Below are 16,127 nucleotides of genomic sequence, written 5' to 3'. Positions count from 1 at the left end.
CGAAGGAATCCGGCGTTCGTAACCCCGGTTACGTAAAGGTCACCCTCTGCGAGCGCTCCTAATAGTGTGCGTATCCGAGTCTCCCTCTTGGGTTGCTCGGTGGGTTAGACACTAACCCTTCCGGTTCTCCCGCTCCTGAAATCTCATCAGGAGTGGGAGAACCGGCCCCTAAGTTTTAGTCCCTCCAGGAGTGCATCCGTGCGTATCTGGCGTGAGGACTGTGTACTTCTCTGGCGAGTGGTCTCTTGGTGTATTTTGGCCACTCATGGAGAACGCCATTGAGTGATGTCTCGTTGAGTCTCAACGATGAAACCAATGGCTTTGAGGAAAAGGTTGGTAGTAATGCGCCAACCTGAAGGCCCGCAGGCACTTTGATGCCTGCGGGCCTTCGCTACACCCAAAACATGTTCACCACAGCCTTGGGTTGTCAGAACAGATAACCCCGGAAGGTATACACCTACGAAAAGGCGGGGAGCCTGGGACAGTACATCCCAGGCTCCCCGCCTCTGTATCTTTCTTCAATGTCTCTGTATATTCAGCGCCCGCCTGAAAAGGCGAGTCACTGGCAGAGCTGGTCGAGGTTAGAGAACCTCAACCACCTCAACGCCCTCATCTTCAAGCTCGGCAACCACGTCGTCGAGCTTGTCCTCGTGCACGGGTGCGGTCAGGTCAACCAGAACGCGAGTCTCGTAGCCTGCATCAACTGCGTCACGTGCGGTTGCCGACACGCAATAATCGGTGGCGATACCGACAACATCGACGAACTCGATACCGCGCTCATCCAGCCACTCCGACAGGGGAGTCTGCGGGCCGTCCTCAGATGCATCCGCACCGGGCTCGTGCTCGCCGGTTGCGACCTCATCCTCGGGGGCGAGAAGACCCTCAAAACCCGAGTAGGCTGCCTCGAAGCGGCCCTTGCGGAAGTACGCCTCAATGTAGTCGGTGTCCAGGTTCTCGTGAATCTGTGCGCCTTCGCTCTTGGCGACGCAGTGCACCGGCCAGGAGTCAACGTAGTCGGGGGTGTCAGAGAAGTGTGAGCCCGGATCGATATGCCAGTCCTGGGTGGCGACAATCGCGTCGTAGCGGTGGTGGTTGTTCTCCACGTATTCGCTAATCAGCGCGGCAACGTCCGCACCGCGCTCGGTGGCGAGGGCGCCGCCGGCGCAGAAATCGTTCTGCACGTCAACAATAATCAGTGCCTTAGACATGTCTGTCCTTTACAAGTAGGAATGAGTTTTCACTCTGATTTGCCAGGTGAAAAACAGTATCTCAGAAGGGTGGTTTAGATGAATTCGGTCGGAATGATCGGCTCACCCTCCGAGAGGCGGTGGGCAGCTTCAGGAAGCTCAGCCAGGGATGCTGCGTGGCGGGCGGTTGCGCGGCGCACGCCTTCCTCGCCGGTGAAGCCGGGGAGCAGCTCGCCGTTGCGGACGAAGTCCACCATGAGCGGGCGGGTGCCCTCGAGCAGGTTCGGGTCCTCGTGGGTGCCCAGAACCTCGGCGGTCGCAATGCCCATGCTGTTGAGGCGGCGGGCCGCACGCTTGGCGCCACCGATGGACGCCTTGCCAGCCGACGCCTTAGCGACCGGCTGCATTTCACCGGCGGAGTTCTCACGCTCAACGACCTTGTACACCATGGAGGAGGTCGGCGCGCCGGAACCGGTGACCAGCTTGGTGCCCACGCCGTAGGAGTCCACGGGTGCTGCCGCCAGGGATGCGATGGCGTACTCGTCCAGGTCGCTGGTGACGGTGATCTTGGTGTGGGTGTTGCCGAGCGAGTCGAGCAGTTCACGCACACGTGCCGCGGTGGCGACCAGATCGCCGGAGTCCAGGCGCACACCGCCGAGCTCTTCGCCAGCGAGTTCCACGCCGAGGCGGACCGCCTCGTCCACGTTGTAGGTGTCGACGAGCAGGGTGGTGCGGGCACCGAGGGAACGCAGCTGCGCCTCGAACGCTTCACGTTCGCTGTCGTGCAGCAGGGTGAACGCGTGGGCGCTGGTGCCGATAGTGTGCAGGCCGTAGCGCAGGCCAGCCTCCAGGTTGGAGGTGCCCGCGAAGCCGGCAATCACGGCGGCGCGTGCGGCGGAGACGGCGGCGCGTTCGTGGGCGCGGCGCGAACCCATTTCGAGGCAGGGGCGGTTGCCAGCGGCTGCGCTCATGCGGGAGGCGGCGCTCGCCACGGCGGAGTCAAAGTTCAGGATGGACAGCAGGTAGGTTTCGAGGACGCACGCTTCGGCGAAGGTGCCTTCGACCTGCAGGACGGGGGAGTGGGGGAAGAATGCTTCGCCTTCTGCGTAGCCGCGGATGTTGCCGCTGAAGGTGAAGGATTCGAGGTAGGAGAGGGTTTCTTTGTTGACGATGTTGCGGGAGGAGAGGAAGGAGAGTTCTTCGTCGTTGAAGCGGAAGTTTGCGAGGCCTTCGAGGAATCGGCCGGTGCCTGCGAGGACGCCGTAGCGGCGGCCTGCGGGCAGGCGGCGGGTGAAGACTTCGAAGGTGCACTTACGGTTGGCTGCGCCGGAGGCGAGTGCCGCCTGGAGCATGGTCAGTTCGTAGTGGTCGGTGAGAAGGGAAGTAGTAGCCATGTGTTTATTGTAGTGGGGGATTAGGGTATTTTTCCTCTTGAGTCGGCGTGTCAATCACTACATAAAGTATTCTTGACTCTAAGTGCTGTAGTATGACAAATTACCAGCACTCTGTGCGGGAGCAACGCAGGGTGAGTATCGGGGTAACGCAGGGCGAACACCGCAGTAGCGCAGGATGAACACAGAGGCAACACAGGGGCAACACATACCCGCCCGTATAATCAAAGGGAACCGGCCGCAAAGGAAACCAATGAACACTACCGCCGTGACCCTCTCCACCGGAACCCTCGAGGACACCGACCTCGACACCGCCCTGGAGAACATCCTCGCCACAGACACCCCCTGGAAAGTCATCGTCTGGAACGACCCCGTCAACCTCATGACCTACGTGTCCTACGTCTTCCGTAGCCACTTTGGCTACTCCCGCGCCCGCGCAGAAGAGCTCATGCTGCAGGTGCACAACAACGGCAAGGCAATCGTCTTCACCGGCTCGCGCGAAGACGCCGAAAAACACACCCAGGCAATGCACGCCTGGGGTCTGCTGGCAACCTTCGAGAAAGTAGAAAACTAATGGCGCGACCCTTCCGCCGCACCCCCGGAGGCTACACCGCCTCCTTCGAACCCGCCGAACGCGACCTGATCCGCGAACTCGCCGAAGACGTGCGCGCGCTGTTGCGCCCGGCAGATACCACCGCCGACGGCGGCACCGTCGACCCGCTGGAGGCGCTGGTCGGCATCACCGAAAACCCCACCATCCCCGCCGACAGCGCCGTAGCACGCCTGCTCCCCGCCGCAAGCAGTGACGACGAGGCCGCCACCGAATACCGCCGCTATACCGAACGCGACCTGCGCGAAACCAAACGCGCGAACCTCGCCATGCTCGCCTTCGACATTGAATCCAGCGACCTGCGCCTGAACGAAGAACACGCCCGCGCCTGGGCTGCCGCGCTCGGCGATATTCGCCTGGTGCTCGCCGACCGCCTCTACATCGTGGACGAAGACACCGCAGAAGATATTGCGGCGTTCACCGACCCTTCCGAGATTGAGACCCAGGAAGAGTACATGGCTGTGGTGTACAACTTCGTCTCCTGGGTTCAGGACTCGCTCATGCTCGCCATGCTCGACGGGCTGGACGACGAAGAAGAGGAAAAGTCCGGCGGAGTATTTGGCGGGGCAAATGGCGGGGCAAACGAGCAAGAATAGAACGAATTTTTCAAATTCCCCTTCAAACTATCGTCATATACAACCACATAATGGTGGTTCTCGACTCATCTAACCGCTCAACGGACTAAAAGGGTAACCTTAGCGAGTTAGCATAGAACGTGGTACCCGACCGATAACGAAGTGTAGGTGACACATGAGTGACAGCATCGACGCAACAAATCCCTACCGTGCCCGCACCCCCTGGGGAAGCCCCGCGCCCGTAGGCCCCACCGCCGCGGCACCCATCGGCGTCTTCGACTCCGGCGTTGGCGGACTCACCGTGGCACGCGCCATCATGGACCAGCTGCCTCACGAACGCATCATCTACGTCGGCGACACCGCCCACGGCCCCTACGGCCCCCTCAAAATCGCAGAAGTACGCGCCAACGCGCTGCGCATCATGGATGAACTCGTCGACTCCGGCGTGAAAATGCTCGTCATCGCCTGCAACACCGCCTCCGCAGCGGTGCTCCGCGACGCCCGCGAACGCTACACCCGCCAGTACGGCATCCCCGTCATCGAGGTGATCCAGCCCGCCGCCCGCCGTGCGCTCGCCGCAACCCGCAACCGCAAGATCGGCGTGATCGCGACGGAGGCGACCGTCACCTCTCGCGCCTACGAGGACACTTTCGCGATTACCCCGAACCTTGAGGTGCACTCGGTGGCGTGCCCGCGCTTCGTGGAGTTTGTGGAGAAGGGTATTACCTCCGGCCCCGAGCTGCTGGAGACCGCCCGCGAGTACCTGCAGCCGCTCAAGGATGCCGGCGTGGACACCCTCGTGCTCGGCTGTACCCACTACCCGCTGCTGGCCGGCGTGATTTCCTACATTATGGGTGAGGATGTCACCCTGGTTTCCTCCGCGGATGAGACCGCGAAGGATGTGTACCGCGAACTGCTCAACCTCGCCATTGAAAGCCCGGTTCCCGAGGAACACCCGCACCACGAGTTCCTCGCCACCGGCGAATCTGAGACGTTCTCGCAGCTGGCGCGCCGCTTCCTCGGCCCCGAGGTCACCAACGTGCGCCACACCAGCTCCGTGGCGGAACGCTACCCGACCGGCTCGCTGGCGGCACTCACCCCCGAAATGCTTGCGGCACACCGCAACATCACCATCGACGAATCGGCAGATCCTGCAGAGGCAGCACACACTGTCGCGGGCACCGAATTTTCCGGCACCACCCCTAAGGACGACACCTCATGCGTCTAACCGTTATCGGTTGCACGGGCTCTTTTCCCGGCCCCGTCTCACCGGCTAGTTGCTACATGCTCACCGCCACGGACTTCGCGGGTCGAACCTGGCGCATCATCATGGACATGGGCAACGGCTCACTCGGCATGCTCCAGCGCCATATCGACCTGAGTGATATCGACGCGATTCTGATTTCGCACCTGCACCCGGACCACTGCATCGACCTGTCCGGTCTGCACGTGGCGGTCAAGTGGGATCCGCGCGGCTGGCCCAAGGGTCGCATTCCACTGTACGGCCCCGCCGCGATTAACGAGTACCTTTCGGCGACTCACGGCCTGGACCCGGAGCCGGGCATGAGCACCGAGTTTGAGTACCACACCTGGACTGAGGGCGAGCCCGTGCAGATTGGCCCGTTCCGCGTGGAGCCGTTCCGCGTGGTGCACCCCTCGAAGGACCCGTACGCGCTGCGCATCACCTGCAACGACCGCGAGGGCCACACGATTTTCGCCTACTCGGGTGATACCGACCTGTGCGAGGGCCTGGTTAAGGCTGCGCGCGGCGCTGACCTGTTCCTCTGCGAGGCCGCCTACCAGGAGGGTCGCGACGATGCCCTGCGCGGTATTCATCTGACCGGTAAGCGCGCCGGTGAGGCAGCGCAGGAGGCGGGCGTGCGTAACCTGCTGCTGACCCACCTGCCCGTGTGGAATGACCCGGATATTGCCCGTGCCGAGGCACGTAGTGCGTTCTCCGGCCCCGTGGGTGTTGCCGAAATGGCGGCAAGCTACCGCATCTACCCGCGCCCGACGGAGGCTCACCCGGTCACGTCCACCCTGAACGTGGTGGAGGTGCTCGACCCGCCGCTGAACACCGCGATTGCGCTCCCTAAACCAGAGCTAGACTAGGCGAAGCCCAAGCTGGACTAGACCAAACCCGAGCTAGGCTAAAACAAACTGGACTAGTGCAAACTGCGCTCAGTCCCGCCCACTTTTCGACATAGATTCAACAGACAGACACAGATCCCGCAGACAGATTCAAGGAGAACCCATGACTGCAACCCGCGAAGACGGCCGCGCCCTCAACGAGCTGCGCCCCATCACCATTACCCGCGGCTGGTCCCGCAACGCTGAGGGTTCCGCCCTCATCGAGTTCGGCAACACCCGCGTGCTGTGCACCGCATCCTTTACCGAGGGCGTGCCGCGCTGGCTCAAGGGCGAAGGTAAGGGCTGGGTGACCGCCGAGTACGCGATGCTGCCGCGCGCCACCAACACCCGTTCTTCTCGCGAGTCGCTGAAGGGCCGCGTGGGTGGTCGCACCCACGAGATTTCTCGCCTGATTGGTCGCTCCCTGCGTGCGGTCATCAACATGGATGAGCTGGGCGAGAACACCATCGTGCTCGACTGTGACGTTCTGCAGGCTGACGGCGGCACCCGCACCGCTTCTATTACCGGTGCGTACGTGGCGCTGGCTGATGCTATTTCTTGGGCGAAGGAGCAGAAGATTCTGCCCGCTAAGGCGAACCCGCTGATCGATTCGGTGTCCGCAATTTCGGTGGGCATTATTGACGGCACCCCCATGCTGGACCTGCCCTACACCGAGGACGTGCGCGCCGAGACCGATATGAACGTGGTCGTCACCGGCAGCGGCAAGTTCGTTGAGGTTCAGGGCACCGCCGAGGGCGCGCCTTTCGACCGCGACGAGCTCAACAGCCTGCTCGACCTGGCGCTGGAAGGCACCGCTGAACTGGCTCAGATTCAGCGTGAAGCACTGGCACACTAACCCGTCTGAGTAACTAGTTCCGTCGACAAGGAGAAACTATGGCAGACGCAAAGATTGTTCTGGCAAGCCACAATAAGGGCAAGCTCAAGGAACTGCGTGAAATTCTGCGCGGACGCATTGACGGCCTGGACGTTGACACCCAGGTGGTTGACGCCTCCAGCGTGAACGCACCCGATGTTCCCGAGACCGGCGTGACCTTCGCTGAGAACTCCCTGCTGAAGGCGCGCGCTGTTGCCGAGGCAACCGGCCTGGTCGCTATTGCTGACGATTCCGGCCTGTCGGTGGAAGTGCTCAACGGCGCCCCCGGTATTTTCTCGGCGCGCTGGGCAGGTAGCCACGGCGATGACTCCGCGAACCTGAACCTGCTGCTGGCTCAGCTGAGCGATATTCCTGCCGAGCACCGCGGCGCGAAGTTCTGCTGCGCGGCCTCGGTTGCCTCCCCGAACGGTTTTGAGGCGGTCGAGTACGGCGAGCTGCCCGGTGAGCTGCTGACCGCACCGGCGGGGGAGGGCGGCTTCGGTTACGACCCGATTCTGCGCCCCGTGGAACTGAACGGTGAGAACGCCCTGTACGAGGGACAGTACGCTGGCAAGTCTTGCGCTGAGATTCCCGCCGAGATTAAGAACTCGATTAGCCACCGTGCGCGTGCTTTTGAGGCGCTGATTCCTCAGATTGCTGCTGCGCTGACCTCCTAAAATCGCTGTCTAAAACCGTCGCTGAGGTGCCAGAGCATACTCGCTGTGCCGCTCTGTTGGGTGAAAAGGCGGGGCTGGGTACGATTTTTTCGTGCATCCCCCTAAAATCCCCCACAGGGATACCAATTAAAGGCACAATAGGTAGAGAAGCTTTACCTCAAGGTTAGTGACACCAAAGAAACTCGTCTGCTGAAGGTACCTTCGGCAGGCGAGTTTTGCTATTGAAGAGCCTTTCAGCGGGGCATCTGTCCGACGCTTGCTGTCACCGACCGCGGTAGAAAAACCTGCAGCGAAAGAGACACACCGATGCTCATCCTTCTTCTGCTGATGGCACTCGCCCTTGCCGCCGGATGCTGGGCGTACTCCTACGTGTGGCGCGGACTGAACCGCCGCGTCATTGCCGCCGTGAAGGTGGTCGATCCGATGATTACGCTCGGCCCGTACGTCATGGCGGCGTGGGTGGCGTTCATGGCTCTAATCGCCACGAATATCTGGGCGACCGGAACCCTGCACACTGTGCTGACGATTATCTTCTGCGTGGTTGCCGTAGGGTGCCTCGGCTGGGCTGGATTCTGGCTGCTCATGCACTGCCTGGGCGGGCAGACCCCGGGCAAACGCCCGATGTGGTGGCGCGAGGCGGTTGCCGCGAAGTTCGCCTGGCGTAACCTGTCCCGTATGCCCGCCTACCTGGGCGCTCGCACCAGCATCTTGCCGGTGGAGAACCCGCACCTGACCAAGCCGTACTCGGGCTCGTGGACTCGCCCGCTCGGTGCGACCATGCCCGGGTACAGCTCCAACGGTGAGTTTATTGAGGGCTTTGACGAGTTCGGTCGCAAGATGCCGCGCCTCTACCCGGTGGGCCCCGAGCCGACTATTTTTGAGATGGCGCGCTGGGGTAAATCGGTCAGCTCCGATCAACTGCTGACGACCTTCCTGCCGACTGCGCCGTTTGAGCGTCTGCGTCTGCCCGGCACCATTACCGGCCCCTTCACCTTTGCGGGGGAGGTGCCGCACGGTGCGGTGACGAAGTGGCCTCGCCGTAGCGGTGCGAACCGCGCCTTCGGCTCCTACGCTCGTCTGGGCGAAATCACCGAACGTAAGGTTGAGCTGCTGGTCGACCACCGCATCATTGCGGCACTGCAGACCACCCGTGAAAGCTACGAACGCCGACACAGCTGGATGCTCGCCTTCACCGATATCGCAGACGGCGACTTCACGATGGACGCCGATGAGAACGGCAACCTGCGCATCACCTTCGGCATGGTCACCGAGGGCTACGAGACTCCGTGGGTCTTCACCAGCACCCTGAAAGACAGCCCGCGCCTGCGCCGCAAGGTACGCCACGCCATGAGGGAACGCCGCGTCCTCAAGCAGAGCAGCGGCGAGCTGATGGACTGGTACTTCGTGCCGAAGCTCAGCGAATTCCCGCACGGCCCGGTCACGAATGAGCTTCCCGAAGAGTTCTACTTCAAGTCCAATATCATGGTCACGAACCGTCACGAGAGCTCCTCGCGCGCCTCGGGTGAGGCTCACTAGGGCAGTGCCACTGCTATGAGGCGCCCAGAGTGGACATCTCAGAAATGCATCCTAAAAATTCAGACATCCACAGATACTCACACGCCGGCTGCTACTCCATAGGGGAGTGGCAGCCGGTGCTTTTCTGCTGTTTCATTCTCTCGACAGAGCCTCATAACGATACAGACAGAAGCGGGCAACAAGCCACGATAGAATAGAAACTTAGAGCACTATGAGCGCAGGCCCGGGGCATTTTTTCTCCCTTCCGCAAGCTTGCCGTGCTGAATACACAGTCATCACTTGCACACAGTCATCACTTGCCGAAAGGATTCCCGTGGCGTCTTCGAACTACACCGCCCGTCACCTCTCCGTGCTGGAAGGTCTGGAAGCTGTACGCAAACGCCCGGGCATGTACATTGGCTCCACCGACTCCCGCGGTCTGATGCACTGCCTCTGGGAGATTATCGACAACTCGGTGGATGAGGCGCTCGCCGGTTTCGGCCAGTCCATTCAGGTCATTTTGTACCGTGACGGTTCGGTTGAGGTGCGCGATGATGGCCGCGGTATCCCCACCGACATTGAGCCGCGCACCGGCCTGTCCGGTGTGGAGGTCGTGTTCACTAAGCTGCACGCCGGCGGTAAGTTTGGCGGCGGCTCCTATAACGCGTCCGGTGGTTTGCACGGTGTGGGCGCTTCCGTGGTGAACGCGCTGTCTTCCCGCCTGGACGTGCAGGTGGATCGTGGCTCGAAGACCTACCAGATGTCCTTCCGCCACGGTATTCCCGGCTTCTTCGAGTCCGGCCGCACCCCCAAGCCCGAAGATCCGTTCACTCCCGCAACCGAGGGCACCGACGCCCTGCAGATTGTGGGTCGCGCTAAGCGCGGCGTGACCGGCACCCGTGTGCGCTATTGGGCTGACCCGCAGATTTTCACCCCCGACGCTAAGTTCAGCTACGAGGACTTGGCTGCTCGTGCGCGCCAGACCGCGTTCCTCATTCCGGGTCTGCGTATTTGCATCCGCGATGAGCGCCGACTGCCCGGCACCCCCGGCGAGTTGGAGCCCCACGAGGAGGTTTTCCAGTATGACGGCGGCATTAGCGAGTTCGTCGAGTTTCTGGCGCATGATGAGCGTATTACCGACACCTGGCGTTTTAGCGGCAGCGGCTCTTTCACCGAGACCGTGCCGGTGCTGGGGGAGGACGGCCGCTCGCAGCTGACCGATGTGGAACGCGATTGTGAAGTGGACGTTGCGCTGCGCTGGGGTATTGGCTACGAGACGACGGTCCGTAGCTTCGTGAACATTATTGCCACCCCCAAGGGCGGTACTCACACTACCGGTTTTGAGCAGGGTCTGCTGCGCGTGATGCGCAAGCACCTTGCCGATAATGCCCGCAAGTACAAGGTGGGTAACGACAAGATTGAGAAGGACGATGTGCTCGCCGGCCTGACCGCCGTGCTGACCGTGCGTCTTGCCGAGCCGCAGTTTGAGGGTCAGACAAAGGAGATTCTGGGTACCCCGGCGGTTCGCCAGATTGTGTCGAAGGTTGTGGGTGATGCGCTGAAGGCTCGCCTGGAGTCGACCGCCCGTGCGGAGAAGGCTCAGGCGACCGCTCTGTGCGAGAAGGTTGTCTCTGAGATGAAGACCCGCGTCTCGGCGCGCATCCATAAGGAAACTCAGCGCCGTAAGACCGCTCTGGAGTCTTCGTCCATGCCCACTAAGCTGGTGGACTGCCGTTCGACCAATGTTGAGCATTCTGAGCTGTTCATTGTGGAGGGTGACTCGGCGCTGGGTACTGCGCGTCTGGCGCGTTCTTCTTCGTATCAGGCTCTGCTGCCGATTCGCGGTAAGATCCTGAACACTCAGCGTGCTTCGGTGACTGATGTGCTTGCGAATGCTGAGTGTGCGGCGCTGATTCAGGTGATTGGTGCCGGTTCGGGCCGCACCTTTGACCTGGACTCTGCCCGCTACGGCAAGGTCATTATGATGACCGATGCGGACGTGGACGGCGCCCACATTCGTACCCTGCTGCTGACTCTGTTCTACCGTTACATGCGTCCGCTGATTGAGGCGGGTCGCGTGTACGCTGCGGTTCCGCCTCTGCATCGCGTGGAGGTGGTGCGCCGCGGCAAGCCGAACGAGATGGTGTACACCTACTCGGAGAAGCAGCTGCATGAGCTTCTGGATTCTTTGCAGGAGCAGGGTGTGTCCTATAAGGAACCCATTCAGCGCTATAAGGGTCTGGGTGAGATGGACGCTGACCAGCTGGCTGAGACCACGATGGATCCGCGTCATCGTATGTTGCGCCGTATTCGCATTGAGGATGCGGAGGCTGCCGAGCGTGCGTTCTCCCTGTTGATGGGTTCTGAGGTGGCTCCGCGTAAGGAGTTCATCATTGCGGGTGCTCATCAGCTGGATACTGAGAGCATCGATATGTAGCTTGCGGCACTTTGCGGGGGAGCGGTGCCTGGCGTGTCACATTCCATGATTTTTCTGTGATAATAGTCACACTATTTCTTGGAAATCTCAGTAAAATCGGTATAATTTAGGCAAATTTAAGCTTTGAGCGCTACTTGAACCACCTGTCATATTCCGGGAATCTGTCACCAAAATTTTGCAGAAATAATATAAAAATGCAAAGTTTCACCGCGGTTCCGAAACTACTTCGCAACCCCGCACAGCACCACAGCGTTTCGCCCCTCAATCCACCCGCACGCCGGGGGATAACGTTCAACGTACCTTTAGCGAAACGTCAAACAATAAACGTCCATACTATGCACAGCGTACTCACAGCTTCTCAAGAAAACCCTGTACCTTAGAAGCATGAGAGACAGTGTGTCAGTAACTCTCGTATGCCCTCCATCGATGGCGGACTACCCGAAATCTGGCACAAACACACATTAAGTACACACATAGTAAGGACCTATCAATGGATCCCCTTGATTTTGGTAGGTGGCAGTTCGGTATTACCACCGTCTACCACTTCTTCATGGTTCCGCTGACTCTGGGTCTGGGCCTTGTTGTGACCTACCTGTACATTCGCTACGTTCGTACCAAGAAGGACGAATACAAGCGCATGACGAAGTTCTGGGGCAAGCTGTACCTCATTAACTTCGCAATGGGTGTGGCCACCGGTCTGGTTCAGGAATTCCAGTTCGGCATGGCGTGGAGTGAATACTCCCGCTTCGTCGGCGACGTCTTCGGCGCTCCGCTGGCAATGGAAGGCCTCTTCGCCTTCTTCGTTGAGTCGACCTTCCTGGGTCTGTGGATCTTCGGTTGGGACCGCCTCAAGCCTGCTGTACACGCATTCTCGCTGTTCATGGCAGTCCTTGGCTCCTGGATTTCTGCATTCTTCATTCTGGTTGCAAACTCCTGGATGCAGCACCCCGTTGGTGCAGAAATGATTGACGGTCGTCCCCGTATGACCGACATCGGCGCTGTGCTGCTGAACCCCCTCGCATGGGTGACCTTCACTCACGTCATCACCTCCGCTATCCAGGTTGCTGGTGGCTTCCTGGTTGGTATCGCATGGTACAAGCTGTGGCGCCGCCGCAAGGACGGCATCGACAAGGTCGTTGACGGCAAGGTTGTTGTTGGTGAGTCCGACAAGGGCGCACGCGACAAGGCTGACTTCCAGGTCTGGTTCAAGTCCCTGCGCCTGGGCGCTGTTGTGGGCCTGCTCGCCTTCGCAGGTATCGGCGCGTCCGGTCACATTCAGGCACAGATGATGATCCACGAGCAGCCCATGAAGATGGCTGCTGCAGAAGCTGCGTGCCACGACGGCACCTCCTTCTCCGTTCTGACCGTCGGTGAGCTCGGCGCTCAGAGCTGTGACAAGATCACCCCCGTCATCGAGGTTCCCGGCGTGCTGTCCTTCCTGGCACACGACAACTTCGACACCCCGGTGAAGGGCATCCAGACCCTGCTGCCCGAGTACGAAGCTAAGTTCGGCACCAACCTGCCCAACAACCCGCTCTACGGTGAGCGCGCAGGTCAGAAGATTGACTACCTGCCCTCCCTCGAGGTCTCCTACTGGGGCTTCCGCGGCATGATGGGTCTCGGCGGCATCGTACTGCCCTTCTACCTCTACGCACTGTGGGTAACCCGTAAGAAGGGCGTGGGCACCGTTCCCGAGTCCAAGCTGCTCAAGAACGTTGCTGTCTGGTCTATCCTGGCTCCCTTCTTTGGCATCGCACTGGGCTGGATTTTCACCGAAATGGGCCGCCAGCCCTTCGTTGTGGCTCCGAACCTTCAGGGTGATCCCTCGATCCACCTGTTCACCGCAGCAGCTATCTCCCCGGGTGTTTCCGGTGAAGAAATCCTCTTCTCCCTGCTCACCCTGGGCCTGCTCTACGGTGTGCTGATGGTGGTTGAGGTTTACCTGCTCATCAAGTACGTCAAGGCCGGTGTTGTGGCAGCAATGCCCGAGCTGGTTCAGTCGCACCACGAGGACGAGTCCAACGACAAGTCCAAGCGCGATGTGCTGGAGTTCGCCTACTAGGCGGGTAAGGATTGATTCACCATGAACTTTGACTTCAATATCTTTGCCGGTCAGCCTGGCCTGCCCACCCTCTGGTTTGTCGCCATTGGCGTCTTCCTCATCATGTACCTGATTCTCGACGGTTTCGACCTGGGCGTCGGTATGCTGATGGGTTCCAAGTTCACCAAGAACGAGAAGGAACGTCGTCTGCTGCTGAACATCATCGGCCCCGTCTGGGACGGTAACGAGGTGTGGATTGTGTCCGGCGGTGCTGCTATCTTCGCAGCATTCCCCATCTGGTACGCAGCCCTCTTCTCGGCTCTGTACATTCCTCTGACCCTCGCGCTGGTCTTCCTGATTCTGCGCGTGGTCGCAATTGAATACCGCGGTAAGAAGAACGACGAGAAGTGGATCCGTAACTGGAACATCGCTCTGTCTGTTTCTTCCTTCTTCATCGCGTTGCTCGTCGGTGCTCTGCTGGGCCTGACCTCCATGGGTCTGCCCATCAACGACAATGGTGACCGCGTCGGCGGCGCCTTCGCATGGGTCTCCCTGCCGGTTCTGCTCGGCGGTCTGGGCTTCGTTGGCTTCTCCCTGGTTCAGGGTCTTGCCTTCGTCGCTCTGAAGACCGACGGTGACATCCGCGACCGTGCCCGCAACACCCTGGTACGCTGGTCTCCCGTCCTGCTGCTGCCGATCGTTGCATGGGTTCTGGCACTGGACTTCACCACCGGTAACGGCGTCTCCTGGCTGTGCACCATCCTGGCTGTGGTTGCTGTTCTGATTGCTTGGATCTCCGCAAAGGGTGGCCGTGAGGGTCGCGCTTTCGCTGGTCTGTCCGTGTTCCTCGCATTCGGCGCGCTGGCAATCTTCACCGCAATGTACCCGAACGTTCTGCCCTCCACCCTGGACCCGGCATACTCGCTCACCATTGCGAACGCATCCAGCTCCGAGTACACCCTGGGTGTTATGACCTTCGTGACCTGCCTTGGTCTGCCGGTCGTGTTCGTCTACCAGGCTTGGACCTACTGGGTCTTCCGTAAGCGTCTGCACGTGGATCACATCCCCGAGGCTCACGACGCTACCGAACTGGCTGAACTGCCGACCAAGTAGCATGTAGCTGATTGAAAATCCCCCGGATTTCTCTTCTGAGAAGTTCGGGGGATTTTTCTATGCCACCAGAGGACTATTCCCGCAGAGGATATTCTCGCAGAGGATGCAGCTCGCGGCAGGCGAGTGGGCGCGCAAAAATTTTTGCTGCACGCCTCCCGAAATTCGGGCGCGACAGGGAGTAAAAGGTGTAGTGTGGTGTACAACTCACTCTCACGATAAGGAGTTTGACGATGAAGTCCCCCAACCGCCGCACCGGAACCGCCCCTCGTACCGGTACGCGCCGCCGCCTGCTCACCACGGGTGCCCTGCTCTGCATCGGCGTGCTCCCTCTGAGCGCATGCTCGCTCTTCAACCCGCCGCTGGAACGTGACGAAAGCGTCCACGCCATCTTCGACGCGGAACAGGACATCGTGAAGATGCCTCTGGACGATTACCTCTACTACGAGCGCACCAACTACGAGTACACGGCCTTTCAGATTGCCATGAAGCAGTGCTTCGCCGAACACGGGCAGAACTACACCATCCAGGCTCCCTATTCTGAAAGCGCACCCCGCGGTGATTTGGGACGAAAGTACGGCCCCTGGAACGTCGAGTACGCCCAGAAGTACGGTTTTCAGAAGCGAGACCCCAACAACGCAGCCGCCCCCATCTCCTATAACTCGGGGGAGAGCATGAGCCCCGAGGACAAGCTTCGCACCGAATGCTACCCCAAGGCCCGCGAGACCCTGGAGGCCGCGGTGCCCGAAGGCAAGAGGCCCGAGAATGAAGGGCAGTCCACATCCAGTCGTATCTCCACCGAGGCGGGTAACGCCGTTTACGGTAGCAAACTGCACCGCGAGCTCGAAGAGAAGTGGAAGCAGTGCGTCTCGGATCGCGGCCTCACCCCTCGCTCGGCAGGCTCCGTCGCCGAGGAAACCCCGCTGGCTGAGCAGCTGAGCAAGAACGACGGATTCAACAAGCCCGCCTCCGAAGAAGAGATTCGCATCGCCACCATCCAGGCCGAATGTAACCAGCAGGTCGGCATGAGCAAGCAGCTCTACGACCTGGAAGCTCAGTATCAGATGCCGCTCATCCGCAAGTACCAGTCGCAGCTTGAACAGGAGCGCCAAGCCGACCGCGACCGCGACGAGAAGTTCAAGCAGTACGTTCAGGAGCACCAGTAACCCGAGCGTCCACGACCGGTTTTGACGTCGGATTTTAAAACCGAATCTTGATACCGGGGAAAGACCGGTAATGGTGCGGGCCACCCGAGACACAGGCTCGGCGGGTAGCCCGCACCCGCGAGGATATTCCCGCAGCGGATGCAGCTCTCGGCAGACGAGTGGGCGCGCAAAAATTTTTGGTGCACACCCCCCCCGAAATTCGGGCGCGACAGGGAGTAGAACGTGTAATGTGGTGTACAACTCACTCCTATGAAAGGTGTTCAACGATGAAGTCCCTCACCCGCCGCACCACCGCCCCTCGCACCGGAACTAGCCCTCGTACCGGCACGCGCCGCCGCCTGCTCGCCACGGGCGCCCTGCTCTGCATCGGCGTGCTCCCGCTGAGCGCATGCTCGCTCTTCAACCCGCCGCTGG

The 16,127-nt window shown here is 60.5% G+C and carries 13 protein-coding genes; 11 read left to right on the top strand and 2 right to left on the bottom strand.

Annotation, left to right across the window (positions count from 1 at the left end):
• Window positions 1–581: 581 nt before the first annotated feature.
• Window positions 582–1,208, bottom strand: coding sequence for an isochorismatase family protein (locus HMPREF2999_RS08650; RefSeq protein WP_049354837.1), 627 nt, complete (start codon window positions 1,206–1,208; stop codon window positions 582–584).
• Between the two features lie 74 nt (window positions 1,209–1,282).
• Window positions 1,283–2,581: a nicotinate phosphoribosyltransferase gene (locus HMPREF2999_RS08645; RefSeq protein ID WP_070675101.1), complete on the bottom strand. Its 1,299-nt coding sequence runs from the start codon at window positions 2,579–2,581 to the stop codon at window positions 1,283–1,285.
• A 250-nt stretch (window positions 2,582–2,831) separates the two neighbouring features.
• On the opposite strand from HMPREF2999_RS08645, the gene clpS reads away from it, so the two are divergent.
• The 11 genes from clpS to HMPREF2999_RS08590 all read left to right on the top strand — a co-directional run bounded on the left by clpS (window position 2,832) and on the right by HMPREF2999_RS08590 (window position 15,713).
• Window positions 2,832–3,152: an ATP-dependent Clp protease adapter ClpS gene (gene clpS / locus HMPREF2999_RS08640; protein WP_005507825.1), complete on the top strand. Its 321-nt coding sequence runs from the start codon at window positions 2,832–2,834 to the stop codon at window positions 3,150–3,152.
• Complete coding sequence (locus HMPREF2999_RS08635; protein ID WP_070675104.1) at window positions 3,152–3,784, top strand: DUF2017 domain-containing protein; 633 nt, start codon at window positions 3,152–3,154, stop codon at window positions 3,782–3,784. Before clpS ends, HMPREF2999_RS08635 begins: the two co-directional genes overlap by 1 nt.
• Before the next feature lie 154 nt (window positions 3,785–3,938).
• Window positions 3,939–4,991 carry a glutamate racemase gene (gene murI / locus HMPREF2999_RS08630; RefSeq protein WP_070675106.1) on the top strand — a complete coding sequence of 351 codons (1,053 nt, stop codon included), beginning with the start codon at window positions 3,939–3,941 and terminating at the stop codon, window positions 4,989–4,991.
• The gene (locus tag HMPREF2999_RS08625; protein ID WP_070675108.1) at window positions 4,982–5,875 is read left to right on the top strand and encodes an MBL fold metallo-hydrolase; all 894 of its coding nucleotides are present in this window, start codon (window positions 4,982–4,984) and stop codon (window positions 5,873–5,875) included. Before murI ends, HMPREF2999_RS08625 begins: the two co-directional genes overlap by 10 nt.
• A gap of 142 nt (window positions 5,876–6,017) precedes the next feature.
• The gene (gene rph / locus HMPREF2999_RS08620; RefSeq protein WP_005506419.1) at window positions 6,018–6,749 is read left to right on the top strand and encodes a ribonuclease PH; all 732 of its coding nucleotides are present in this window, start codon (window positions 6,018–6,020) and stop codon (window positions 6,747–6,749) included.
• Between the two features lie 38 nt (window positions 6,750–6,787).
• Window positions 6,788–7,444, top strand: a complete 657-nt coding sequence (locus tag HMPREF2999_RS08615) for a non-canonical purine NTP pyrophosphatase (RefSeq protein WP_070675111.1) — start codon at window positions 6,788–6,790, stop codon at window positions 7,442–7,444.
• 306 nt (window positions 7,445–7,750) lie between these two features.
• Window positions 7,751–8,980 carry an RDD family protein gene (locus HMPREF2999_RS08610; protein WP_070675114.1) on the top strand — a complete coding sequence of 410 codons (1,230 nt, stop codon included), beginning with the start codon at window positions 7,751–7,753 and terminating at the stop codon, window positions 8,978–8,980.
• 313 nt (window positions 8,981–9,293) lie between these two features.
• Complete coding sequence (locus HMPREF2999_RS08605; protein WP_070675117.1) at window positions 9,294–11,396, top strand: DNA gyrase/topoisomerase IV subunit B; 2,103 nt, start codon at window positions 9,294–9,296, stop codon at window positions 11,394–11,396.
• A 490-nt stretch (window positions 11,397–11,886) separates the two neighbouring features.
• Complete coding sequence (locus HMPREF2999_RS08600) at window positions 11,887–13,458, top strand: cytochrome ubiquinol oxidase subunit I (RefSeq protein ID WP_005507833.1); 1,572 nt, start codon at window positions 11,887–11,889, stop codon at window positions 13,456–13,458.
• A 21-nt stretch (window positions 13,459–13,479) separates the two neighbouring features.
• A complete protein-coding gene (gene cydB, locus HMPREF2999_RS08595; protein WP_070675121.1) occupies window positions 13,480–14,550 on the top strand; it encodes a cytochrome d ubiquinol oxidase subunit II in 1,071 nt (356 codons plus the stop codon).
• A 230-nt stretch (window positions 14,551–14,780) separates the two neighbouring features.
• On the top strand, window positions 14,781–15,713 hold the full coding sequence (locus HMPREF2999_RS08590; protein WP_083315066.1) for a multidrug transporter: 933 nt from the start codon (window positions 14,781–14,783) through the stop codon (window positions 15,711–15,713).
• Window positions 15,714–16,127 lie beyond the last annotated feature (414 nt).

Origin of the sequence: Rothia sp. HMSC066H02 (assembly GCF_001814995.1) — a bacterium.
Lineage (GTDB): Bacteria > Actinomycetota > Actinomycetes > Actinomycetales > Micrococcaceae > Rothia > Rothia mucilaginosa.
This window is presented reverse-complemented; position numbering and strand designations above follow the sequence as displayed.